At 70.0% G+C, this 22,763-nt stretch carries 23 protein-coding genes; 13 read left to right on the forward strand and 10 right to left on the reverse strand.

Annotation, left to right across the window (positions count from 1 at the left end; translation table 11 throughout):
- The first annotated feature begins 165 nt into the window (after nucleotides 1-165).
- The 5 genes from GC203_RS02460 to GC203_RS02480 all read left to right on the forward strand — a co-directional run bounded on the left by GC203_RS02460 (nucleotide 166) and on the right by GC203_RS02480 (nucleotide 5,759).
- The gene (locus GC203_RS02460) at nucleotides 166-1,542 is read left to right on the forward strand and encodes a lipopolysaccharide biosynthesis protein (protein ID WP_293450982.1); all 1,377 of its coding nucleotides are present in this window, start codon (nucleotides 166-168) and stop codon (nucleotides 1,540-1,542) included.
- Nucleotides 1,539-3,248 (forward strand): fatty acyl-AMP ligase, encoded by a 1,710-nt coding sequence (locus tag GC203_RS02465; RefSeq protein WP_293450984.1) that lies wholly within the window; start codon nucleotides 1,539-1,541, stop codon nucleotides 3,246-3,248. The genes GC203_RS02460 and GC203_RS02465 overlap by 4 nt, the downstream gene beginning before the upstream one ends.
- A gap of 17 nt (nucleotides 3,249-3,265) precedes the next feature.
- Nucleotides 3,266-4,180, forward strand: a complete 915-nt coding sequence (locus GC203_RS02470; RefSeq protein ID WP_293451230.1) for an SDR family NAD(P)-dependent oxidoreductase — start codon at nucleotides 3,266-3,268, stop codon at nucleotides 4,178-4,180.
- Between the two features lie 110 nt (nucleotides 4,181-4,290).
- Entirely contained in the window at nucleotides 4,291-4,542 is a 252-nt protein-coding gene (locus tag GC203_RS02475) for an acyl carrier protein (protein WP_293451232.1), read from the forward strand.
- Between the two features lie 2 nt (nucleotides 4,543-4,544).
- On the forward strand, nucleotides 4,545-5,759 hold the full coding sequence (locus tag GC203_RS02480; RefSeq protein ID WP_293450986.1) for a pyridoxal phosphate-dependent aminotransferase family protein: 1,215 nt from the start codon (nucleotides 4,545-4,547) through the stop codon (nucleotides 5,757-5,759).
- A 45-nt stretch (nucleotides 5,760-5,804) separates the two neighbouring features.
- On the opposite strand, the gene GC203_RS02485 is transcribed toward GC203_RS02480, so the two are convergent.
- The 4 genes from GC203_RS02485 to GC203_RS02500 form a co-directional block, all read right to left on the reverse strand.
- A complete protein-coding gene (locus tag GC203_RS02485; protein WP_293450988.1) occupies nucleotides 5,805-6,719 on the reverse strand; it encodes a hypothetical protein in 915 nt (304 codons plus the stop codon).
- A complete protein-coding gene (locus GC203_RS02490; RefSeq protein WP_293450990.1) occupies nucleotides 6,716-7,546 on the reverse strand; it encodes a diacylglycerol kinase family protein in 831 nt (276 codons plus the stop codon). The genes GC203_RS02485 and GC203_RS02490 overlap by 4 nt, the downstream gene beginning before the upstream one ends.
- Nucleotides 7,547-7,620: 74 nt before the next feature.
- Nucleotides 7,621-8,661, reverse strand: a complete 1,041-nt coding sequence (locus GC203_RS02495) for a CDP-alcohol phosphatidyltransferase family protein (RefSeq protein ID WP_293450992.1) — start codon at nucleotides 8,659-8,661, stop codon at nucleotides 7,621-7,623.
- 150 nt (nucleotides 8,662-8,811) lie between these two features.
- Nucleotides 8,812-9,243 carry a DUF2141 domain-containing protein gene (locus tag GC203_RS02500; protein WP_293450994.1) on the reverse strand — a complete coding sequence of 144 codons (432 nt, stop codon included), beginning with the start codon at nucleotides 9,241-9,243 and terminating at the stop codon, nucleotides 8,812-8,814.
- Nucleotides 9,244-9,341: 98 nt separating this feature from the next.
- On the opposite strand from GC203_RS02500, the gene GC203_RS02505 reads away from it, so the two are divergent.
- Genes GC203_RS02505 through GC203_RS02525 form a run of 5 tightly spaced genes read left to right on the forward strand, consistent with a single transcriptional unit; the run spans nucleotide 9,342 to nucleotide 13,935 of the window.
- On the forward strand, nucleotides 9,342-9,776 hold the full coding sequence (locus GC203_RS02505) for an HIT family protein (RefSeq protein WP_293450996.1): 435 nt from the start codon (nucleotides 9,342-9,344) through the stop codon (nucleotides 9,774-9,776).
- Nucleotides 9,777-9,798: 22 nt separating this feature from the next.
- The gene (locus GC203_RS02510; protein ID WP_293450998.1) at nucleotides 9,799-10,983 is read left to right on the forward strand and encodes an LptF/LptG family permease; all 1,185 of its coding nucleotides are present in this window, start codon (nucleotides 9,799-9,801) and stop codon (nucleotides 10,981-10,983) included.
- Nucleotides 10,980-12,035: an LptF/LptG family permease gene (locus tag GC203_RS02515; RefSeq protein WP_293451000.1), complete on the forward strand. Its 1,056-nt coding sequence runs from the start codon at nucleotides 10,980-10,982 to the stop codon at nucleotides 12,033-12,035. Before GC203_RS02510 ends, GC203_RS02515 begins: the two co-directional genes overlap by 4 nt.
- Entirely contained in the window at nucleotides 12,035-13,177 is a 1,143-nt protein-coding gene (locus GC203_RS02520) for a dATP pyrophosphohydrolase (RefSeq protein ID WP_293451002.1), read from the forward strand. The genes GC203_RS02515 and GC203_RS02520 overlap by 1 nt, the downstream gene beginning before the upstream one ends.
- Nucleotides 13,174-13,935, forward strand: a complete 762-nt coding sequence (locus GC203_RS02525; protein WP_293451004.1) for a nucleotidyltransferase family protein — start codon at nucleotides 13,174-13,176, stop codon at nucleotides 13,933-13,935. The genes GC203_RS02520 and GC203_RS02525 overlap by 4 nt, the downstream gene beginning before the upstream one ends.
- Here the strand turns inward: GC203_RS02525 and GC203_RS02530 are convergent.
- The 6 genes from GC203_RS02530 to GC203_RS02555 form a co-directional block, all read right to left on the reverse strand.
- On the reverse strand, nucleotides 13,851-15,071 hold the full coding sequence (locus tag GC203_RS02530; protein ID WP_293451006.1) for a cupin domain-containing protein: 1,221 nt from the start codon (nucleotides 15,069-15,071) through the stop codon (nucleotides 13,851-13,853). The genes GC203_RS02525 and GC203_RS02530 overlap by 85 nt on opposite strands.
- A 136-nt stretch (nucleotides 15,072-15,207) precedes the next feature.
- Nucleotides 15,208-15,702, reverse strand: coding sequence for a pyridoxamine 5'-phosphate oxidase family protein (locus GC203_RS02535; RefSeq protein WP_293451008.1), 495 nt, complete (start codon nucleotides 15,700-15,702; stop codon nucleotides 15,208-15,210).
- A 72-nt stretch (nucleotides 15,703-15,774) separates the two neighbouring features.
- Complete coding sequence (locus GC203_RS02540; protein WP_293451010.1) at nucleotides 15,775-16,521, reverse strand: NTP transferase domain-containing protein; 747 nt, start codon at nucleotides 16,519-16,521, stop codon at nucleotides 15,775-15,777.
- A 162-nt stretch (nucleotides 16,522-16,683) separates the two neighbouring features.
- The gene (locus tag GC203_RS02545; protein WP_293451012.1) at nucleotides 16,684-16,944 is read right to left on the reverse strand and encodes an SWIB/MDM2 domain-containing protein; all 261 of its coding nucleotides are present in this window, start codon (nucleotides 16,942-16,944) and stop codon (nucleotides 16,684-16,686) included.
- A gap of 165 nt (nucleotides 16,945-17,109) precedes the next feature.
- Nucleotides 17,110-18,243, reverse strand: coding sequence for an HlyD family secretion protein (locus GC203_RS02550; RefSeq protein WP_293451014.1), 1,134 nt, complete (start codon nucleotides 18,241-18,243; stop codon nucleotides 17,110-17,112).
- Nucleotides 18,240-18,839, reverse strand: a complete 600-nt coding sequence (locus GC203_RS02555; RefSeq protein ID WP_293451016.1) for a TetR/AcrR family transcriptional regulator — start codon at nucleotides 18,837-18,839, stop codon at nucleotides 18,240-18,242. The genes GC203_RS02550 and GC203_RS02555 overlap by 4 nt, the downstream gene beginning before the upstream one ends.
- A gap of 62 nt (nucleotides 18,840-18,901) precedes the next feature.
- On the opposite strand from GC203_RS02555, the gene GC203_RS02560 reads away from it, so the two are divergent.
- The 3 genes from GC203_RS02560 to GC203_RS02570 all read left to right on the forward strand — a co-directional run bounded on the left by GC203_RS02560 (nucleotide 18,902) and on the right by GC203_RS02570 (nucleotide 22,707).
- Nucleotides 18,902-20,470, forward strand: coding sequence for a DHA2 family efflux MFS transporter permease subunit (locus GC203_RS02560; protein WP_293451018.1), 1,569 nt, complete (start codon nucleotides 18,902-18,904; stop codon nucleotides 20,468-20,470).
- 63 nt (nucleotides 20,471-20,533) lie between these two features.
- The gene (locus tag GC203_RS02565; protein ID WP_293451020.1) at nucleotides 20,534-20,995 is read left to right on the forward strand and encodes an Lrp/AsnC family transcriptional regulator; all 462 of its coding nucleotides are present in this window, start codon (nucleotides 20,534-20,536) and stop codon (nucleotides 20,993-20,995) included.
- Nucleotides 20,996-21,075: 80 nt separating this feature from the next.
- Nucleotides 21,076-22,707: an AMP-binding protein gene (locus tag GC203_RS02570; protein ID WP_293451022.1), complete on the forward strand. Its 1,632-nt coding sequence runs from the start codon at nucleotides 21,076-21,078 to the stop codon at nucleotides 22,705-22,707.
- The last annotated feature ends 56 nt before the right edge of the window (nucleotides 22,708-22,763 follow it).

Consider the following 22,763-nt stretch of genomic DNA (forward strand, 5'->3'; position numbering starts at 1 on the left):
TACAATGCGCCGACCGGGCGGGGCGGCAAGCAGACTCCACGCCTGATCCTACGTGATGGACGCCCGCGCGGAGGCGTTCGGCGGCGCCCCCGACTTGGCGCGACGGACGGCTGCGGTTAGTCAGGGCCGCCGCCGTGCGGGGACGGCGGACGAGGAAAGGCCCCCATGAGCGCACCCCAGGCGAGTGACGCCGGCGGCATGCGGCCGATCCTGCGCCGGGTGGTGACCAACGCTGGCATGCTGCTCGGCGGGCGCGCGGTGAACGCCGTGCTCGGTCTGGCCTACATGGCGATCGCCGCCCGCGCGCTCGGCGCCTCGACGCTGGGCGTGCTGGTGCTGATCCAGGCCTTCGCCCAGTTCCTCGGCGACGTGGTGGAATTCCAGTCCTGGCAGACGGTGCTGCACTACGGCGCGCGACCGCTGGCCGAAGGCCGCACGCGCGACTTCCAGCGGGTCCTGCGTCTCAGCCTGCTGCTCGACCTGGGCAGCGCCGTGCTGGCGGTGGCCCTCGGGGTGGCGGGCGCGATCCTGTTCGCCGACCGCCTGGGTTGGGGCGCCGGCCAGGCGCCGACGGCGGCGGTCTACATGATCTCGATCATCTTCATGGTGTCGGCGACGCCGCTAGGCCTGCTGCGCCTGTTCGACCGGTTCGACGTGCTGGCGCGCCAGGCGGCGCTGCTTTCGGCGATTCGTGTGGCGGTCGGGGTCGTCGCGCTGGTGGTCTCGCCGACGCTCCACGGCTTCCTCGTGGCCTGGGCCGCGGGCACGGCCGGCGCATGGCTCTACCTCGCCGGCTCCGCTTTCGGCGAGCTACGCCGCCGCGGACTGCTGGCCGGCTTCTCGTGGAAGGGGCCGCTGGCCGATGGAATGCCCGGCGTCTGGCGCTTCGCCTGGAACACCAACCTGGCGTCGACCCTCGACGTGGCGTTCACCCATCTGGTGACCCTGATCGTCGGCGGCCTGATCGGCCCGACCCAGGCCGCCTTCTGGCGCATCGGCCGGCAGGTGGCCGACGCCATAGCCAAGCCCGCCAAGCTGCTCACGCCGGCGCTCTATCCCGAACTGGCCCGGCTTCAGGCCGAGAACCGCCAGGCCACCATGTGGCGGCTGGCCCGCAACGTCGGCCTGATGGCCGGCGGGTTCGGGGCGGTCCTGCTGGCGGTGAGCGCCGCTGCGGGACCCGGCCTCCTCACCCTGGTTCTTGGCGAAGCCTTCGCGCCCGCCGGCGCGATCATGACGTGGCAAGTCGCCGCGGCCGTGATCGGCGTCTTCGCCCTTCCCCTCGAACCGATGCTGATTTCCCTCGGCAAGCCGGGAGCTTCGGTGAAGGTGCGTCTGGCGGTCAGCATCGCCTTCCTTGCCGTTCTGCCCTTCCTTGTGGAGCGGTTCGGCCTTATAGGCGCGGGCGCCGGCCTCGGCGCCGCCGCCGCGGCCCTTGCCCTGGGGATGCTGTGGTTCATCCTCAGAGAGAATGGGAATCGGCGGGCGGTGACGGTTTCCCAGGAGCCAGCGCCCCCGCAACGATTGGAAGACGACGTTTGACACCGACTGCGACCGCCCCGGATCGGCCGTTCCGCCTCGGCGGCTTCGCCACCCTGACCGAGGCGCTGGACTTCGCCGCCAACGGCCCGACGGGCGTGAACCTCTACGGCCTTCGCGGCGAGCTGGTGGAAGCCATCCCTTATGCCGACCTGCGCGGACGGGCCCGGGCCATGGCCGCGCGGCTGCTGGCGCTTGGCCTCGAGCCTGGCGACCGCGTGGGGCTGGTCGCCGAGACCGACGCCGACTTCGTGACCGCGTTCTTCGCCTGCCAGTACGCACGCCTGACACCGGCGCCGCTCCCCCTGCCCGCCCCGCTGGGCGGACGCGAAGCCTATGTGGAACAGATCGGCCGGATGCTGGCATCGGCGAAGGCCGCGGCGGTGTTCGGGCCCGAGAGTCTGCTGCCCTGGCTGCAGGACGCCGCAACGGCCGGTGGGGCGCGGATCGCAGCCACCGTCGGCGCGCTGCCCGAGGCCCCGGCTGCGGACCTCCCGGCGCCCGAGCCGGACGACCCCTGCTACGTCCAATTTTCGTCGGGCAGCACGCGCAACCCGACCGGCGTGCTCTGCACGCACCGCGCGCTGATGGCGAACACCTTCGCCATTACCTGCCACGGGCTGCAGGTGACCCCGGAAGACCGGGCGTTCTCCTGGCTGCCGCTCTATCACGACATGGGCCTGGTCGGCTTCCTGCTCAGCCCGCTGGCGGCGCAGATGACCGTCGACCTGATGCCCACGGGCGCGTTCGTGCGCCGGCCGCTCCTCTGGCTGGACCTGATCTCGAAGAACCGCGCCACCGTCTCCTACAGCCCGACGTTTGGCTACGAACTCTGCGCCCGGCGCGGCGACGGGACGCGCGAAGGGCTCGACCTCTCCGCGTGGCGGGCCGCCGGCTGCGGCGGCGACATGGTGCGCTCCGGACCGCTGCTGGCGTTCGCCGAACGCTATGCCGCCGCGGGCTTCAGCGACCGCGCATTCGTGGCGAGCTACGGCATGGCCGAAGCCACCCTGGCGCTGACCATGGCGCCCCTGGACCGCGGCCTCACCACCGACACGGTCGACGTGGCCCGGATGGAGCGCGACGGCGTCGTCGCACCCGGCGCCGAGGGACGCACCCGCGACTTCGTGCGCTGCGGCCCCGTGTTGCCCGAGCACGAGCTGGAGGTCCGCGACGAGTCCGGCGCCCCGCTCGGCGAGGGCCTGGTGGGACGGATCTTCGTCCGCGGCCCTAGCCTGATGCGGGGCTATTTCGGCGAACCCGACGCTTCGGCCCGCGTGCTGAGCGCCGACGGATGGCTCGACACGGGCGACCTGGGCTACCTAGTCGACGGCGAGATCGTGCCCACGGGCCGCGCCAAGGACCTGATTCTGCTGAACGGCCGCAACGTGTGGCCGCAAGACCTGGAATGGACGGCCGAAAGCGAGATCGAGCGGCTGCGCAGCGGCGATGTCGCGGCCTTCTCGATCGACGAGGAGGCGGGCGAGGAGCTGGTCGTGCTGGTGCAGGCCCGCAGCAGCGATCCCGAGACCCGCCAGGCCCTCACCGACGACGTGGCCGCCCTGCTGCGCGCCCGCCACGGCGTGGAGGCCCGCGTCGAGCTGGTCGGCGCGCACGCCCTGCCTCAGACCTCGTCCGGCAAGCTCAGCCGCTCGAAGGCGCGCGCGCTGTTCCTCGCCGGCGCGTTCCGCCAGGAGGTGCCGGCCTGACCGCCCGCCTGGCCGCGATCACGGGGGCCACGGGCTTCCTGGGCCGGCGGATCGTGCACGCTTTGACCGCCGACGGCTGGCGGGTCCGCGTGCTCTCGCGGCGCGACCCGGCCGCGCCGCTCTGGGGCCCCGACGCGCCGGAAGTGATCCCCGGAGACCTCGACGACGAGGACGCGCTGCGACGGCTCTGCGGCGGCGCCGACGTCGTGATCCACGGCGCCGGACTGGTGAAGGCGAGAAGCCGGGCGGCCTTCTTCGCGGTCAATGCTGCGGGCGCCCGACGCGTCGCCGACGCCGCGGCCGACACGCCGCATGTGGTGCTGGTGTCGAGCCTCACGGCGCGCGAGCCGCACCTGTCCCACTACAGCGCCAGCAAGGCGGCCGGCGAGGCGGCGATGGCCGAGGCGCTGGGCGGACGGCTCACCGTCGCGCGGCCCTGCGCCATCTATGGTCCCGGCGACCGCGAACTGCTGCCCGTGTTCCAGGCCGCCGCGGTCAGCCCCATCCTGCCGCTTCTCGCCCCCGACGCCAGGGTGGCGATGATCCACGTCGAGGACGCCGCGCGGCAGGTCGCCGCCCTGGCCGCACGCCCTCCGAAAGGCCACGTCGTCGCTCTGACGGACGATCGCCCCGAGGGCTATTCCTGGCGCGACCTCATGGCCGAGGCGGCGCGCGCGTGCGGGCGCGAGCCACGCTTCGCGCCCGTTCCGAAGGCTCTGGTGCGAGCCGTGGGAATCACAAATGATTTCATTCGGTTTCTAGGGGCGACGCCGATGTTGACCTCGGCCAAGACGCGCGAATTGCTGCACCCGAATTGGGCAGTCTCGCCGGAAGAACGGCCGGACGATGCGCCCTTGGTATTGTACGATCTCGAAAAGGGCTTCTACGACACCGTGGCGTGGTACCGCAGTGCGGCATGGATGAAACATTAGCTGCGGTTTTGTGACCCGGATTTTATCGCGCAGTGGAATTCCGGGGCGGACATGCTTAGGTACGCCGCTTGCTTAAACTGCGTGACGAGCCGATGGGGGGCTCAAGTATGGTGGAACTGGCGACGGATCTGACCGTCCGGGAAGTCGCGCGGGCCGCCGAAACGGTCCTGGGCCGTAGTGTCCAGGTCACCCCCGAAACCGACATCGCCCGAGACCTCGCCGTCGATTCCCTCGCCCTGATGAATATCGTTATGGAGCTGGAGGATCGCTTCGACATCTCGATACCGCTGGATCGCCTTGCAACGGTCCAAACGGTGGGCGACCTCTCCGATCTGATCAACAAGCTGCGGATGAAGGCTTAAGAATGGGGCTTCTCGACAAGCACCTGGGCTATCGCGCCCCGTTGGATGGCATTCGCGCGGCCGGGGCCGACCCGTCGTCCGTCCGATTCGACGCGGTGCTCTCGCCAACCGAAGGCATGCTGGGCGGCCGCAAGGTCATCCTGCTGGGCACCAACAACTATCTGGGCCTGACCTTCGACCCTGCCTGCATCGAAGCCTCGGCGCAGGCCGTGCGCGAATGGGGCACGGGCACCACCGGCTCGCGATTCGCCAACGGCACCTTCTCCGGCCACACCGCGCTGGAGCAGGCGCTGGCGCGCTTCTACGGCCGCAAGCACGCCATGGTGTTCACCACCGGCTACCAGGCGAACCTTGGCGGGATATCGGGCCTCGTCGGCCGCGGCGACCATCTGATCCTGGACGCCGACAGCCACGCCTCGATCTACGACGCCGCCAAGCTGTCGGGCGCCGAGGTCATCCGCTTCCGCCACAACGACCCCGAGGATCTGGCCAAGCGCCTGCGCCGCATGGGCGACGCGGCCAAGGGCAGCCTGATCGTGGTCGAGGGCATCTACTCCATGATCGGCGACGTGGCGCCGCTGAAGGAGATGGTCGAGATCAAGAAGGAGGCCGGCGCCTACCTGCTCGTGGACGAGGCCCACTCGATGGGGGTCCTGGGCGAGAAGGGGCGCGGCCTGGCCGAGGCGGCTGGCGTCGAAGCCGACGTCGACTTCATCGTCGGCACCTTCTCCAAGAGCCTGGGGGCCGTGGGCGGCTTCCTCGTCTCCGACGAAGACAACTTCGATCTGCTGCGTATCGTCAGCCGGCCGTACATGTTCACCGCCTCGCTGCCGCCGGCCGTGATCGCATCGACCCTCACCGCGCTGGAGCGCCTGGAGACCGACAAGGAGCTCCGCGTGCGCCTCGCCGCCAACGCCGACCGGCTTTACGACGGCCTGCGCAACATGGGCTATGCGGTCGGCCCGCACGCCAGCCCGATCACCGCCGTCGTGATGCCCGACCAGGCCACCGCGGTGATGATGTGGAACGCCCTGCTGGCCAACGGCATCTACCTCAACCTGGCGATCCCGCCGGCCACGCCCGAAAACAAGTCGCTGCTGCGCTCCAGCGTCAGCGCCGCTCACACGCCCGAACAGATCGACGCCGTGCTGGCCGTCTTCGAGCAGCTGGGTCAGGAGTTCGGGCTGCTGGCCCGCGCCCGCCGCGTCTCGGCCTGAAGCCTTCCGCAGTCGGGGGCGCGGCCCGGCTGCGAGAGGAAGGCTTCAATCTCTCAAGTCGGCGCGCGACGACGGTCGCCGAAGCTGGCGACGCCTTAGCTCCAGCCATGCGCCGGGCGCCGCCAGGAACGGGTGGCGCTCGCGGAAGGGTGTCACCTCGAGCTCCACGCCCGTGTGCCGCGCGACCTTGTAGGCGGCGTAGCGCGCCGCGCCGTCGAAGGTGAAGGCCGCCTTCAGGATCCGCGCGACATTGAGCGGCTTGCCCAGCAGGTTGGGCGCGGTCCACCCTGGAAGCCCCGCCTTCGAAGGACGAAGCACGCCGCCGTCGCACGCATAGGTGACGCCGGCGGCCGACCAGGCCAGGGGCAGAATCTCCGCATAGCGATCGGCCGCCGCCCCGATCACCGTGTCGGCCCGGTCGGTGGTCTCCATGCGGAATTCGGCCGCGTAGGTGCGCCGGAACAGGGCCTGCCAATAGGCTTCGGCCGGCCCGGACGCCGGCCCCAGCGCCGCGGCGAAGCGCGCGGCGGTGGCGACGGCGGCGCTCACCGCCTCGGTCGCGGCCGCGGCGCAGGCCTCGTCGGCGCTCCAGACCCGCTGCGCCGGCTGTACGAAGCGGGCCCAGATCGTGGTGTCGAGCGTGCGGCCCTCGGCGGCGCGGCGGAAGACCGACAGCGGCAGGGTCGCCACCTTGGCCTTGAGCCCGGCCGCCTCGTGGTAGCTGACCTCGGGCCACAGGATGCGCTCTGCGAGGCCGCGAAAGCCCTTGCGGTGCGGCCGACGGGTCAGGCGGTAGAAGTCGAGCACGCCGGCGAGATCGCCGGTCCGCAGCGTGGAGCCGTAGTAGAGGATCGCCGCATCGTTGGCGGGGTCTGCCAGGCTCGCGGCCAGGGCGCGCACGGCGGCCGGCGCCGGACTGGCCAGTTCGGCCTCGATCCGCGCTCGAAGCTCTCCGCTCACGGGATCACGAACTCCAGTTCAGGCCCCTGCCTCACCGACAGGTCTCCGCCCTCGAACACCTCGCCGTCCAGGACGAAGTCGCCGGGGAAATCCAGGCCGAGCTCCGTCAGATCGTCGCGCCGATAGCCGCTCGACGCCAGCCAGGGCTCGTCGCGTCCCGACAGCACCACGGGCAACGCCTTGATCAGTCGGCGCGGCGGAGCCTCGACCGACAGCACCTTCAGGCCCTCGTGCGGCGGACCGAAGGGCTTCAGGCCCAAGGGCAAGCGCTTCAGCGTCGAGGCCAGCACGAGGAAGCGCGCCCGCGGCCCATCGGGATCGAAGCCGGCCCTGACGGGCTCGCCCCGGCGCCACGGATCGTTGGGCCCTCCGAACAGTGTGTGGAGGACGGCGCCGGCCAGGGTGACGCCGATCGCCGCGTTGTCGAAAAAGCCGCGGTCGTGGTTGCGCTGCGCCAGCTCGGTGGCCTTCACGAAGGCGCCCAGGCCGAACAGGAAGCCGCGGCGCTCGGGCAGGGCCAGGCCGGGCCGGCACACCTCCAGGCAGTGACGGCGCTTCGGCCGCTTGCCGGCGCGGGCCGCCGCGAGAATCGCGTCGAGCGTCGTCCCCAGCGGAACGCCGAGATCGAGCGCCAGGGCGTTGGTCTTGCCGTTCGGCACCAGGGCCAGGCGCGGAATGCGGCCGCCGAAGGCCTCGGGGAGACGGGTCAGCACCTCGCGCACGGTGCCGTCGCCGCCGTCGATGATCAGCAGGTCGACGCCCTCGGCGGCCATGTGGCGCAGGCCCCCGAACAGCTCGCCCTCCTGCTCGGCCAGCACGTCGAGCACGTCGTCTGGTATCGGCGCCGGGAACGCGCGCCGATTGCGGTGACTTCTGCGATTGCGAATGACCCCCGCGCGGATCAAAGCGAAAGCCAGGAGACGACCCGCGCTCGCGGCATGGCGAACGCCTGCGCCAGCTGGACGGCATGGACCACCAGGGAAATCGCGGTCCAGAGCGCCACGAGGTAAAAGCCGGCCTTTGGAAGGCCGATGGCCCAGGCCGGCGTCAGGATCAGGAGATTGGGATTCCGCCGCGCCGTGATCAGGCGGAAGAAGCTGTCGAACGGCCGCCACGAATGGATGTGGAAGCCGAAGCGGCGCATGAACACGCCCTCCTCTGCCCGCTGCAGCACATAGCCGGCCAGGATCACCGCCAGCGAAAGCCCCGCCAGGTCGGGCGCGACGGCGACCCCGAAACAACCCACGTACCAAGCCCACCACCAGAACGGCGGATGCACAAGGTCGATGCCGTGGTCGAAGATGTTGCCGATGGCGGACGAGGTGAGGGTCACGCGCGCCAGCTTGCCGTCGACGGTGTCGAGGAAAGTCATGATCCAGGCGCAGACCAACCCCAGCCCGAACTGGCCGCGCCAGAACAGCCAGAAGGCGGCCAGGACGAACAGAAAGCCGATGAAAGTCACGTGGTTGGGCCGAAGTCCTGCGACGGCGCACCAACGGGTGACGATCCGTGCGGGCCTGGGCCACCAGTACTTGGTGACGAGGTCGGTGACGCCCTTGTACGACCCCGCGAAGGTGCGGGCCTCGACGGCGCGGACGTTCTCCGGCGTCAGGCGGACCAGCACGGGCGGCTCGCGCTTGCGCAGGGCGGCGTTGTAGGCGAGATCGCCCAGCGACAGGCGTTCCAGGCCCGCCGGCTCCTCGCCGCGTTCAAGCGCGGCGGCCGCCTCGGTGACCCGGTTGGCCTCGACATGGACGGCGACCGGCGTTCCGTCCTCGGCGACGAGCAGCGCGCCCGGGCGCTTCACCAGGGCTGCGATGAGGGATTCGTCGAACACCCATCCGGCCAGGGCCAACACAACGGTCCCGGCGGCTGGCGGCCCGTCGACCACCGCGACGCCGGCGCGCGCGAATGTGCGGCGCAGGCGCTCACGCGCCGTCATGCCCCAAAGGCGGACGTCGCCCGAGCCCAGGATCAGGCCAGTCGGAGTCCCTACTGCCGTCGTCTGCAAAACCCTGCGCGCCTCTTCGCCAGTCCATGCGCCCTGATACCCACGCCCGGGCGGTTAGGAAAGCACGCCGCCTGAGGCGGTCTAGCGCAGATAGCGCATCTGCACGGCGATCGAGCGGTCGTTGCGGCCAACCATGAAGCGGACCGCCGACAGCGGCGGCAGGCCGACCCGCGTCTCCGGATCGTTCGAGAAGCCGAAGCCCTCGTCCGGCAGTCCGACCAACGTACGGGCGAAGTTATGGTCGCCGTTGGCGTCGTGATAGACGGCCACGGCGTAGCCGGCCGGCGGGACCCAGAAGCAGGCCCGGACCGAGGCGGCCGCCTTCACGCGCTGGCGGGCGTACTTGCCGCCACGGGCCAGGAACCGGCGCTTGTCGTCGGGATAGACGGTGATGGCCACCTCCCCGACCGCGGGACGCACGCCGTTCACCTGGACGGTCAGTTTGACGTCGCCTGGGGCGTGCGCGCCGCCGCATCCGTCGTCGGCGACCGCGGGAGCCCCCAAAACCAGCATGCCGCCAAGGGCGATTGCGACCGTTCGGCCTTTCGTGCTCAGGGGGCGCTCCTTATGATCGCTTCGCGGCCCGGCCGCGGACATGGCATGGACAAGTCGTGACGAATCCTACGGCCCGCAAGTTCGGATACCCTGACACCCTGGTCGCCGAGACCTCGCACTGGCTCGTGCTGGTGCGGCCGCAGCAACCGACCTACGGCTCGCTGGTGCTGGTGTGCAAGGAGCCGGCCCAGGCATTCTCCGACCTTTCCGCCGACGCCTTCGCGGACATGAAGCGCGCCATCGGCGGCATTGAGCCGCTGCTTCGCCATACTGTCGCCTATCAGCGGATCAACTACCTGATGCTGATGATGGTCGACCCGGACGTCCATTTCCACGTCCTGCCGCGCTATGACGGCGCGCGCGAGCACGGAGGCCACAGCTTCGTCGACGCCGGCTGGCCGGGACCGCCGGCCCTTGCGTCGCACGTCGCGCTGAGCGAGGAGGAGGCCAAGGCCATGGCCGCCGAGTTCGCAGCCCGCTGGCGCGCCTAGCCGTCGCGATCCGAGGAACCTCTTGAGTCTCATCGACCGCTACCTGCTCCGCACGGCCTTCTGGCCGATGGTGGGCGCGATGGGGGTGACCCTGATCGCGCTCCTGCTGGAGCGCATCCTGCGGCTGCTCGACCTCCTGTCCGGTTCCAACGACCGGTTTGGCTTCGTGGCGCAGCTCGCCGTGAACCTGGTGCCCCACTACCTGGGCCTGACGCTGCCGGCGGCCTTCTTCCTGGCGCTGGTGGTGGTCGTCAATCGGATGAACCAGGCGTCGGAGGTGGACGCGCTGCTGGCCTCCGGCGTCTCGCTCACTCGCCTCGCGGCGCCCTATCTGTACCTGGCCGCGGCGCTTTCGGCGGTGAGCCTGCTGGTCTTCGGCTTCCTCCAGCCCTACAGCCGCTACGCCTACCGGGCCGTGCTGCACTCGGCGCAGAACGCCGGATGGAACGGCCTCGTGCCCGCCGAGACCATCCTGGTCCCGTCGAAGGACCTGACCATGACGACCGACGAAGCCGACATGGCCGGGCAGCGGCTCTCGCGCGTCTTCATCCGCCGGATCACGCCCAAGGGCCGCGAAGAGATCACGACCGCAGGCATGGCCGAGCTCCGACGCGCCGCTGACGGCAAGAATGTCCAGCTCATGCTGCAGAATGGCCAGCAACTGCGCTTCAACGACCAGGGCCGGCCCGAGGTCCTGGCGTTCAAGGAGTTCACCATGGAGCTGCCGGTCACCGGGCCGGCCAAGCTGCTGCGGGCCCGGGGCGGCGACGAGCGGGAACTGACCCTCGTGGAGCTGGCGCGCCAGGCCGAGACCGGCCATTCGACGATCCCGCGCGAGACCCTGAAGGGCGAGTTGTACGGCCGGCTCGCGCGGTCGCTCTCGCTGCCCCTGCTGCCCTTGCTGGGGGTGCCCCTGGGCATGGCCGCCAAGCGCAGCGGACGCGCGCCAGGCGCGATCGTGGGCGGCCTGCTGCTGCTGACGTTCCACCATCTCGTCCAGTTGGGACAGGGGCTGGCCTCCACCGGCCGTGCGCCGGCCGAACTTGCGGTCGGCGGACCATTCCTCGTCTTCTCCGCCATCGCCTTCACCGTCTTCTTCACCAGCCGCAAGCGGCCGGGCGAGACCCCCATCGGCCGGCTGACCGAATACATCGGCGGCCTCCTGACGCGTCTGCGCCGGCGTCGGACCGAGAGCGCCGCGGCATGACCCTGGGGCTCTATCTCGCCAGGCTGATGGCCACCCGGGTGCTCGCCGCCCTCGCCGTGCTGGTGGGCGTGCTGCAGATTCTCGACCTGCTCGAGGTCACGACGGAGATCCTCGACCGCAAGCTCGGGGCGGCCGGCGTCGCCTACTACGCGCTTCTCCGCCTCCCCCGCCTAATCGAGCAGGCGGCGCCGCTGGCGGCTCTGGCGGGCTCGCTGTTCGCCTTTGCGAAACTGGCCGGCGACAGCGCCGTGACGGCCATGCGCTCCACGGGCATCTCGGTCTACCGCATCACCCTGACGGCGCTTCCCGTCGTGCTGGCCCTGACACTGACCCAGCTGGCGATCGGGCTGGTCGTCGCGCCGCGCACCGACAGCGCGCTCAGCGCCTGGTGGCAGGCCAACACGCCGCCCGAGACCACGCGGGAAGTCGATCCCATCACCTTCCGGATCGGCGAGCAGGTGGTGGTGGCCACGCCCCGCGACCCGGACGGCCGCAGCCTGGAGAAGGTGACGATCTACCAGCGCGACGCCCGCGGACGACTGGAACAGCGCATCAATGCGCCGACCGCCGTGTTCGACGGCGAGAGCTGGCGCCTGATCGACCCGAAGTTCGAGACGGTGGGCGCCAGCGTGGCCGAGGGGTCGGCCACCCAGATGGACTGGACGCAACGCCTGCGCCCCAGCGACGTGCGGGCGCTGGCGGCCGGCGAAACGACCGTGACCCCCGCCGAGGCCAAGCGCGCGCTGGGCGGGGGACTCTCGATCCGGCCGCGCAGCTTCTACGACACACAGCTCCAGCGAGCCTGGGCCGCGCCCATGGCCTGCCTCGTGATGCTGCTGCTGGCCGCGCCCGGCGCGCTGGCCAATTTCCGTGGCGGCGGCACGACCCTGATGGTCCAGTGCCTGGCGGCAGGGCTGCTGTTCCTGGTGTTCGACGGCGCTTTCACCGCCCTCGGCGAGAGCGGCGCCGCTCCGCCGGTCCTGGCGGCCTGGGCCGCGCCCGCGATGTTCGCCGCCCTCGGCGTGACCGCGCTCGTCTACCTGGAGGGATGATGGCCACGGCGGGGGGCATCGAGGTCGTTCCGGTGACGACGAAGGCCGAACTCGACCGCTTCATCCGCCTGCCCATGCGGATCGGGGCCGCGGACCGCAACTATGTCCCTCCGCTGATCCTGGAGCGGCAGGAGGCGCTGTCGCCCAAGGGCAATCCGTTCTTCGAGCACGCCCAGGTGCAGTTCTGGCTGGCCCTGAGGGACGGGCGCGACGTGGGCCGGATCAGCGCCCAGATCGACGCCCTCAACCCGCAGACCGCCGACGGCGTGGGGCATTTCGGCATGATCGCGGCCGAAGACGACCCGGCCGCCTTCGCCGCCCTGTTCGCCACGGCCGAGGCCTGGCTGAAGGCGCGTGGCTGCAAGACCGCCCTGGGGCCCGTGAACCTCTCGACCAACGAGGAAGTCGGCCTGCTGGTCGAAGGTCGCGAAACGCCGCCCATGTTCATGATGAGCCACGATGCGCCGCACACGCCGGGGCGGATCGAGGCCCAGGGCTACCGCAAGGCCAAGGACATCTACGCCTATGAGTGCAGCGTCGCCGACGACCTGCCCGAGGCCATCCGGCGGCGCGTGCGCAAGCCGCTGCCCGACGGCGTGACGCTGCGGACCGTCGACATGAAGCGCTTCGACGCCGAGGTGCGGACCCTGACCGGCATCCTGAACGACGCCTGGGCCGGCAACTGGGGCTTCACGCCCACCACCGAGGCCGAGACCCAGGCGCTGGCCTCGACGCTGAAGCTGGTGATCGACCCCAAGCTCACGTGGTTCGCCGACATCGATGGCGAGCCGGCCGGCTTCATGGTGCTGCTGCCCAACATCAACGAGGCGATCGCCGACCTGAAGGGCCGGCTGCTGCCGTTCGGCTGGGCCAAGCTGATCTGGCGGCTGAAGGTAAAGGGCCTGAAGACCGGCCGCGTTCCGCTGATGGGCGTGAAGCGCAAGTTCGCGAGCACGCTGAAGGGCCAGCTCCTGCCCTTCCAACTCATCGATGCGGTCGCGCAGGCCGCCCGGCGCCGAGGCTACGAGCGCTACGAGCTTTCGTGGGTTCTCGAGGACAACCTGGCCATGCGGCGCATCTGCGACGCCGGCGGCGCGAAGGTCTACAAGACCTACAGGCTTTACGAGAAGGCGCTGAGGTGACCGGCTGGAAGGCGCTGGTCCTGGCCGGCTCGCGCGGCGGCGCTGAGCCCGTGGCCGACTATGCCGGCGTCCCGCACAAGGCGCTCATAAGACTTCAGGGCGAAACCCTGCTGGAGCGGGTGATCCATGCCCTGCGCGCCGCGGGCGCCTCTCGGGTCGCGGTCGTGGCCGACCACCCGCTGGTGAGGGCCGAGGCCGTCCGCCTGGGCGCGGAGACGCTGGACGAGGCCGCGGGCCCTAGCCTGAGCGTCAAGACGGGCGCCGAAGCGCTTGGGACGCCCCTGCTCGTCACCACCGCCGATCACGCCCTGCTCCGGCCGGAGTGGGTCACGCGTTTCCTCGCCGACGCGCCGCCGGACGTGGACGTGGCCGCCCTCGCGGCCCGGCGCGCCACCGTCGAGGCCGCCGCGCCGGCGACCCGCCGGACGTGGCTGAAGCTGGCCGACGGCGACTGGTCGGGCTGCAACCTCTTCTGGCTGGCGAACGATCGAGCCCTCGCCATCGTCGACCTCTGGCGGCGCGTCGAGGCCGAGCGCAAGCGGCCGCTGCGGATGGCGCGGATCCTCGGGCCTGGCGTGCTCGTCCGTTACGCCATTGGCCGGCTGAAGCTCGCCGACGCCGCCGAACGGCTGGGCCGTCTCGCCGGCCTACGCGCGGCGGTGGTGGAGACGCCCTACGGACTGGCCTCGGTCGACGTCGACAAGCCCGCCGACCTCGACCTGGTGCGCGAGATCGTCGGCGACGCCGCCACGAGGTAGCCGACGTCCAGCAGCCTGGAGACCAGGGCGAGCCGCACCTGGTCGTCGACGTCGCCGGGGATATCGCGCGGGCGGAAACGCGCCCTCTCGGCGACGAACGCCACCGCCGCCTCGGCGCCGCGGTGGATGTAGAGGTGGCCGCCAGGATAGGCGAAATCGATGGTCTCGGCGTTGCCCGTGAGGTGCGCGAACGCGCCCGGAGCCCGGACGACTTCGCTGTCGAGGTCGAGCGACGGCGCGGCGTCGGCGCGCGGCAGGGCGTCGAGGTCGCCGACGACGCGGGCGGACCGGCGCTGCAGGGCCGAGAACAGGAACTCCGGGCTGCGGACGGCTTCCAGCAACCGGCTGGCGGCGGCCAGCGCCCGCGGACCGACGGCGGCCAGCCGACGGTCGGAAAGCGTCGCGCGCAGATCCCGATCGAGGTCCGACAGATGGTCGATCGCGGCGATGACGGCCTCGCGCACGGTCAACGGGGTGAAACCGAACGCGAGGTGTACGGATTCATGATCGGAATCGACCGTGTGCGCCGTCCCCCTCGGCAGGTAGAGGCGATCGCCCGGGCGCATTTCGATCACCTCATGCTCGCCGAGCTGGGGCGGATTGCCATCGACGCCCTTCCAGGCGTTGAACAGGGGCGAGACGGCCGTCGATACGTACCAGCGCTTCTCACCGAAAAGTTGAACGACGATCAGGTCGTGGTCGTCGTAGTGCACCGGCGCCCGCATGCCCCCGCGGCTCCAGAAGGCCGAGGCGGTCACCGGCTGGTGCAGCCGCGCCTCCAGGGCCCGCGCGACCCGGTCGATCGGCGGCGACAGCGGGCGCAGTTCGGGAAACCGGACCGAATAGTTGGCGGCGTGGAAGGCCTCGATGCGCGCGCGGAAATCGGAGCCGTCGGCGACATTGGCCAGGGACGGCGCCGGCCCCAGCGCATTGGCCGAATGCCAGGTGAGTCTGGGCGCGAGGTGGACCGCGTCGGCGAGGGACGCGCGCGGATCCGCGCCAAGGAGATCGGGAAGGTCGGCGCCTCGGCCGGGCAGCCAACGGAAGCCGCCGGCCACGGTCTGTCCGAGGAATTCGTCCGGGCTCAGCGGGGCGAGCAATGACTCCAGCGCCCCATCACCCTCATCGAGCCGCACGTTTCACAATCCCCGGGACGCCGTCCTGGAACAGCGGGGCCCCGCTTCGATGGACGGTCGGGGAAGGTGCCGCTCGAATCCCGGACGGCCTACCGGGCTTCCGCCAGCGGCGGCGATCCTGCGATGAGCGGACGTCTCAAGCCGGTTCGGCGACCTGTTCGACGCGCGCCCGGCCGCCAGCCTGGATGATGCGCGCGAGCGTGTGATGGCCGAAGCCCTGCCGGTAGTCGAGGAGCGAGACCACCTCGGGCGTGATCTCGAACATCGCCAGCCCCGCATCGCCGGTCGCGACGTACTGGGCGATTTCCGGAAACTTGGCCAGGAAGAGGCCTGCGAACCGGTCGGCGTCCTTCGCCGAGGTCAACCGTCTCGCCCGCCCGAAGACCGATGCCCCCCGAATCTGACTCCAGTCGACGTACGGGAGGTTGATGGTCAGCGACACGCGATCGTCACGCGCCAGATTTCGGGCTTTTTGCGAGCCTTCCCCGCAGCCGAAGAACAGACTGAGGCCGTCGCTGGCGTAGCTCACGGTCGTCGCCTGGGGGCTCCCGTCGGGCCGCAGGGTCGCCAGCGTGAGGTCCTTGCCGGCGGCGAAGACCCCGATGATTTCGTGTTCGAGATTTCTGGGCATGACGCGTCTCCGAATGCGCGGAGAGCGTCGCGCCACCGGCCCACACGCGCCTTGGGCTGGATCAAACCCGGGCTAGCGGCCCGGCATGTCCCAGCTCGACGAAAGCCGCGTGAGGTTGTCGACGTCCTGCGGGAAGTCCATCTCGCCCCATTCCAGGCCCTCGATCGTGCAGACCCGGACGTCGACGCCGCCGCGCGCCAGCTCGTCGATCACGGAAAGATACCAGCGCTTGAGGCCCTCGGGCCGTTGCAGGACGTGCTCGACCCCTGCGGCGAACTTCGCCGCGCCCGCCTTGGAAAAGCGCAGGAACCCGATCGACTCGGCGTCATAGGCCTCGATGGTCTTGCCGATCGCACGCAGACGCCCGTCCTCGGTCAGCACCTTCATGTCATCGGCGTCGTAGGAGGGCTTGCGGTCGATCGTGACGGTGATGTCCGCCTCGGGCGCGCCGATGAGCCGTTCGGCCACGCCAGGACCGAAGAGCGTGTCGCCGTTGAGCAGCAGGACGTCACGGTCGAAGGCCTCCCGCACGATCCAGCACGAGGCGGTGTTGTCCGACACCGTGTAGAAGGGATTGAACGCCAGCCGCACGGGCATGGTCAGACCGAGCCTGGCGACCTCGGCCTCGACCGCGTCGGCCCGGAAGCCCGTCACGACCACGGCGTCTTCGACGCCGGCCGCCTGCAGGCGCAGGAGCTGCCAGGCGAGCAGCGTGCGCCCGCTGAGCTCGATCAGGCACTTGGGGCGATCCTCGGTCAGCGGCAGAAGGCGCTTGCCCTGGCCGGCGGCGAGAATGATGGCGCGGTTGGGGGATTTCATCGAGGGTCTCTGAAAGCCGGCCCTTATGGAAGGCGCCACCGCAAAAGTGAAGGCGCTGGCCCAAAAATGAGGAGACCTCGCCGGGCGCGAAGCCTGCGAGGTCTCCAAAACGCCTGTTCTCAGGCGCGCCGCGGCCCCCGACGCCGCGCGCGCCGCAAGAGGCTACTTCAGGTGCGCCGCCAGGTGCTTGTTCATTTCGAACATGCTGACCTTGTCCTTGCCGCCGAAGATCGGCTTCAGCTTGGCGTCGGCCAGGATCTCGCGCTTGTTGGCGGGATTCTGCAGGTTGTTCTTCTTGATGTAGTCCCAGATCTTCGAAACGGTTTCCCCGCGCGAAAGCTGGCCAGAACCCACGACAGCGGCCAATTCGGCGGAGGGCGTCAGAGGCTTCTGAAGGGCGTTCGTGCTTTTTCCGGTGGCCATAGGCTCCCCCAGCTAGATGTTATCGCGACGTCCCTGCGGGGGTCGCTGGGACCGAGTCGCTTGACGGCATCCTAGCGCGGCACGCGAAGGGCGCCACCGAAGATGCGTCACATAGCGACGGATTGATCTATCTGACATTGTATCTTTCGGATCAAACAACCAGGACTATGCTCCGTCGAGCACCACGGTGACCTTGGCGGAGAGACCGGGGCGCAGGCGCGAGAGGTCCGGCTGGCCCGGATCGAAGCGGAGCTTCACAGGAACCCGCTGGACGATCTTGGTGAAGTTGCCGACGCCGGGCTCGAACGGCAGGAGGGCGAACTCCGACCCCGTGCCGGGCGCGAAGCTGTCGACATGGGCCTTGAAGGTCACGCCCGGCAGGGCGTCGATCTTCACCCGCGCCGCCTGGCCCCGGAGCATGCGCGCCGTCTGCGTCTCCTTGAAGTTCGCCGTCAGATAGAGCCGGTCCAGCGGATTCAGCACGAGCAGCCGCATCCCCGGCTGGACATAGTCGCCCACATTGGCCTGGCGGTCGCCGACGACGCCGTCGATCGGCGCCCGGATCACGGCGTGATCGCGGTCCTGCCGCGCCAGATCGAGCGCCGCGGCGGCTTTCTCCTGCAGCGCACGCGCCTGCGCGACGTTCGCCACCAATTCCCCGCGACGGCTGGAGACGGCGGCAAGCTGATTGCGGCTCAGGGTCAGACCGGCCCGGCTGCGATCGGCGGCGGCGGTCGCGGCGACGGCCTGGGCGTCGATGCGTTCGGCGTCACGGCGCGGCGCATAGCCCGTCTTGAGCAGCGCCGCATAGCGCTGGCGGTCAGCCTCGGCGCGGCGCGATTCGGCGTCGGCGGCGCGTATGGTCGTCTCGGACTCGCGGACCTGCGCCGCCGCGGCGGCTTCTTCCGATCCCAGCCGGACAAGCGACGCCTCGGCCGCGGCGACGGTGGCGACGGCGATCGCGAGGTCTCCCTCGGCCGCCGCGACACGGGCCGCGTATTCCTCGGGATCCAGCCGAACCAGGATCTGGCCGGCCTTGACGGGCTGGTTGTCGGACACGAGCACTTCGGCCACATGCCCGCGCACCCGGGGCGCCACGATCGTCACGTCGGTCTTCACATAGGCGTTGTCGGTCGTCGCCGACGCCCTCGCGGCGTGAAGGTAGGCGAAGCCGCCGCCTCCGACGACGAGGGCCGCCGCAAGGACCAGGAGCCCCCTCGGCGGCAGGCGCCGCTTGCGGCGCGGCGCGGCGGCCGGCTGGGCCGATTGCAGGTCGGCGGCGGAACCGATGGCGTTCATGACTGGCTCCCCGCGGCGTCGAAGCCCATGCGCGACTTGATGCGCGCGCGTGCGTCCGCCAGCCATCGTCCGGCCGCGGCGGCGTCGGACATGGCGCGCGAGAGGGCCACCGCGCCGGCCATCTCGGCGACGAGGGAAGCGGCCAGGCTCTCGCGATCGGGCTCCTGCGTCGGCAGCCACCCCGCGATGCGGCGGATCAATCCTCGAACGCCGGCCTCGTAGGCCGCGCGCACCTGCGGGCCCTGGCGCGGCAGATCGCTCGAAAGAGCCGCGATGGGGCAGCCCCGCTCGGGATGGGCGCGATGCTCCGGCGTCACGTAGGCGTCGGCGAAGGCGGCCAGAGCGGCGGGCGCGTCAAGACCCTCGGTCAGCTTCTCGAACCGCTGCGCGCTGGCGCGGAACGCCTCCTCGATGGCCGCCGCGACAAGGGCCTCCTTGCTCGGGAAGTGTGCGTAGAACCCGCCATGGGTTAGCCCGGCCTCGGCCATGATCTCGGCCACCCCAACGCCTTCGGGGCCCCGCAGGCGCACGGCCTTCGCCGCCGCCTTCACCACCTTCTTCCGCGTCTCCTGCTTGTGCGTGTCGCTATAGCGCATCGCCCTGCTCGCCATTATATGATGCATATCATATTATAAGCGATACGCTCGAGCGCAAGGCCATGACCGCTGTTCCCCTCTCCGCCGCGCTCGACGAGCGGCGCAAGCTGTTGATCTTCGCCATCATGGCCTTCGGCCAGTTCATGGCCCTGCTCGACATCCAGATCGTCGCGGCGTCCCTCAATTCGATCCAGGCCGGGCTCAGCGCCGGCCCCGACGAGATCGCCTGGGTGCAGACCGCCTACCTCATGGCCGAGATCGTCATGATCCCGCTGGCGGCGTTTCTCTCGCAGGCGCTGTCGACCCGCTGGCTGTTCACGCTCTCGGCGGGGCTGTTCACCCTTTCCAGCCTGCTGTGCGGCCTGGCCTGGGACATCAACTCCATGATCGCGTTCCGCGCGCTGCAGGGCTTCACAGGCGGGGCGATGGTGCCGCTGGTGTTCGCCACCGGCTTCGCGATGTTCGAGGGGCCCCGGCGCGCGGCCGTGCCGGCGATCCTCGGCATGGTCTCGACGCTGGCGCCGACGCTGGGTCCGACGGTCGGCGGATGGATCACCGACTTCGCCGACTGGCGGTGGCTGTTCTTCATGAACCTCGTCCCCGGCGTGGCGGTGACGATCTTCTTCCCCATGCTGGGCCGGGTCGACGAGGCCAATCCCGAAATGCTGCGCCGGATCGACTGGCTGCATGTCATATCGCTCGCCGTCTTCCTGGGCGGGCTGCAGTACGTGCTTGAGGAAGGCCCCCGACACGAGTGGTTCTCGGACGGCGCGGTCCAGACGGCGGCCTGGCTCTCGGCCGTGGGCGGCGTGGTGTTCTTCGAGCGAAGCTTCTTCTCCACCATGCCGGTGATCAAGCTGACGCCATTCCTGCGGCCCACTTTCGCGATGGCGTGCGTGCTGAATCTGGTGATCGGCTTCGGCCTCTACGCCGCGACCTATCTGACGCCGGTCTATCTCGGTCGTATCCGGGGTTTCTCCAGCCTGCAGATCGGCGCGACCGTCTTCGTGACCGGGATCGCCATGACCGTGACCGCCCCGATCGCCGCGCGGCTGTCGACGAGGGTGGATGGGCGCTACGTCATCGCCGTCGGCTTCTCCCTGTTCGCGTTCGCACTCTGGATGTTCTCGTGGATCACCCCGGACTGGGGGTTTGGCGAACTGTTCTGGCCCCAGGTGCTGCGGGGCCTGGCGATCCTGCTGTGCATCGTCCCGGCGGTGGGGATGGCGCTGAACGGCGTGGTCCCGGCCGAGCTGCGGTACGCCTCGGGTCTCTTCAACCTGATGCGCAACCTGGGCGGCGCGATCGGGATCGCCGTGGTCAACACCTGGCTGATCGATTTCGCGCGCGAACACGCCGCGCGCCTGTCCGCGGCCATGGGCGAACAGCCCGAGCGCGCGGGCGAACTGGTGCGCGGCCTGTCCCAGGCGGCCTCGGCCTGGACCGCCGACGCCGACCGCGCGTTGCGCATGTCGGAAGCGGTGCTGGGCCGGATCGTCGGGCGCGAGGCCGCGACACTGGCCTTCGCCGACACCTACGTCCTGATGGCCCTCGTGTTCGCCGCCGCCCTGCTCATCGTTCCGTTCGCCAAGCCGGCCCCGGTCGGCGAACCTCCCAAGCCGGTGGATTAAGGAAGCCGTTCACCCACATTCCGCGCCGAGGTAGACTGCAGTTCTCCTGCGAGGCGGAATCACGTGGACATCGTTCTTGACCAAATCGATCGGCGCCTGCTGCGGGAACTGCAGAAGGACGCCACGGTCGCCATCGCCGAACTGGCGGCCACGGTGGGGCTCTCGCAGACCCCTTGCTGGAAGCGGATCAAGCGGCTGACCGACGCGGGCGTCATCACCCGCCGCGTCGCGCTCCTCGACCCCGACAAGCTCGATCTCGGCTTGGTGGTGTTCGTCTCGGTCCGCACGAACCGGCACGACCCCGAATGGCTGGACGCCTTCGCCAAGGCCGCCGCCGCGATGCCCGAGGTCGTCGAGTTCTACCGGCTGTCGGGCGACACCGACTATCTGCTCAAGGTGATCGTGAAGGACATCGCGGCCTACGACGCCCTCTACAAGCGCCTGATCGGCGCGGTCCCGCTCTCGGATGTCAGTTCGGCGTTCGCGATGGAGCAGATCAAGTCGACGACCGCCCTGCCCGTCTGACCAACAGGCGTTTGACATAACGCCACGGCAGGCGCCCAACTTCCCGGAAAGCCATAAGCGTATCGGGAGGCGACGCAGCCATGGGATGGACCATCGCTGATGTTTGGGAGGCGATCGCGGTCGCGCAGCCAGATCGGGCGGCGCTGATCCACGGCGAACGGCTGATCACCTGGGCCGAGTTCGACCGGCGCGCCGACGCCCTGGCCGCCCACCTGATCGCCAAGGGGGTCACCCATCAGGGCAAGGTCGCCGGCTATCTCTTCAACGGTCCCGAATACCTTGAGGCCTACTTCGCCGCCTTCAAGGGCGGGTTCGCGCCGGTGAACACCAACTACCGATATGGCGCGGAAGAGGTGCTCTACCTCTTCGACAACGCCGACGCGGAGGCCGTCGTCTTCCACGCCGGGTTCGCCGACCTCATCGAGAAGATCCGGGGCCGCCTGCCCAAGGTGAAGGCGTGGATCGCGGTCGCCGAACCGGGCCACCCCACGCCGTCCTGGGCCGACGACTACGACCGGATCGTCGCCGACACGCCGAACGCGCGGCCGGTGAAGGCGCCCTGGGGACGCTCGAGCGACGATCTGCTGCTGCTCTACACTGGCGGCACGACCGGCATGCCGAAGGGCGTGATGTGGCGCCAGGACGACCTGTTCCAGGTGCTTGGCGCCGGGGGCAACGCGGCCCTGGGCATCCCGCCGGCGGAGTCGATCCCCGAACTGATCGCCCGGATCCAGGGACCGGACCATCTGCGGCCCACCATGATCGTGGCCGCGCCGCTGATGCACGGCACCGGCCAGTTCTCGGCGTTCATCGCCTTCAACAGCGGCGGGACGGTCTGCGCCCTGCCGTCGCGCAAGTTCAGCGCCATCGAACTGTGGGACGAGGCCCAGCGGCTGAAGGCCACCAACATCGTGATCGTCGGCCTGGCCTTCTCCACGCCCATGCTTGAGGCGCTGGACGCCAATCCGGGTCGCTGGGACCTGTCGAGCGTGCGCTCGATGAGTTCGTCGGGCTCGATGTGGAGCTACGAGAACAAGAAGGGCCTGCTGGGCCACATCCCGCAGGCGATGATCGCCGACAGCTTCGGCTCGTCGGAAGCGGTCGGCCTGGGCGCCTCGGCCTCGGCCGCGGGCATGGAAGCCCAGACGGCGGCCTTCATGCTGGGCCCGAACACGGCGGTCTTCACCGAGGACGGTCGTCGCGTGACGCCCGGGTCGGGCGAGCGGGGGTTGGTCGCCGTCTCCGGCTTCCTGCCGCAGGGCTACTACAAGGACCACGAGAAGACCGAGAAGACCTTCAAGTGGATCGAAGGCGTGCGCTGGAGCGTGCCCGGCGACTGGGCCGAGGTGAACACCGACGGCACGCTGAAGCTGCTGGGCCGCGGGTCGGTATGCATCAACACCGGCGGCGAGAAGGTGTTCCCCGAGGAGGTCGAGGAGGCGCTGAAGCGCCACGCCACGGTCCGAGACGCCGTGGTCGTGGGCGTTCCCGATGTCAGGTTCGGCGAGCGGATCTGCGCCGTCGTCGAGCCGGAGGCCGGCGAGACGCCGGCGTTGCAGGAGCTATCGGCATTCGTGCACAGCCAACTGGCCGGCTACAAGGCGCCGCGGGAGCTGGTGGTGGTTGATTCCATCGGCCGCGCGCCCAACGGCAAGGTCGACTACAAGGCGATCAAGGAACATGCGCTGAAGACGCTGGGCGTCCCAGCCTAGAGCCTAGTGCGCGTTAGGCGAAGGTGTGAGCGGTTTCGCCGCGCGAACGCGCTCCA

The sequence above is a fragment of the Phenylobacterium sp. genome, assembly GCF_016124325.1.
In the GTDB taxonomy this organism is placed as follows: domain Bacteria; phylum Pseudomonadota; class Alphaproteobacteria; order Caulobacterales; family Caulobacteraceae; genus Phenylobacterium.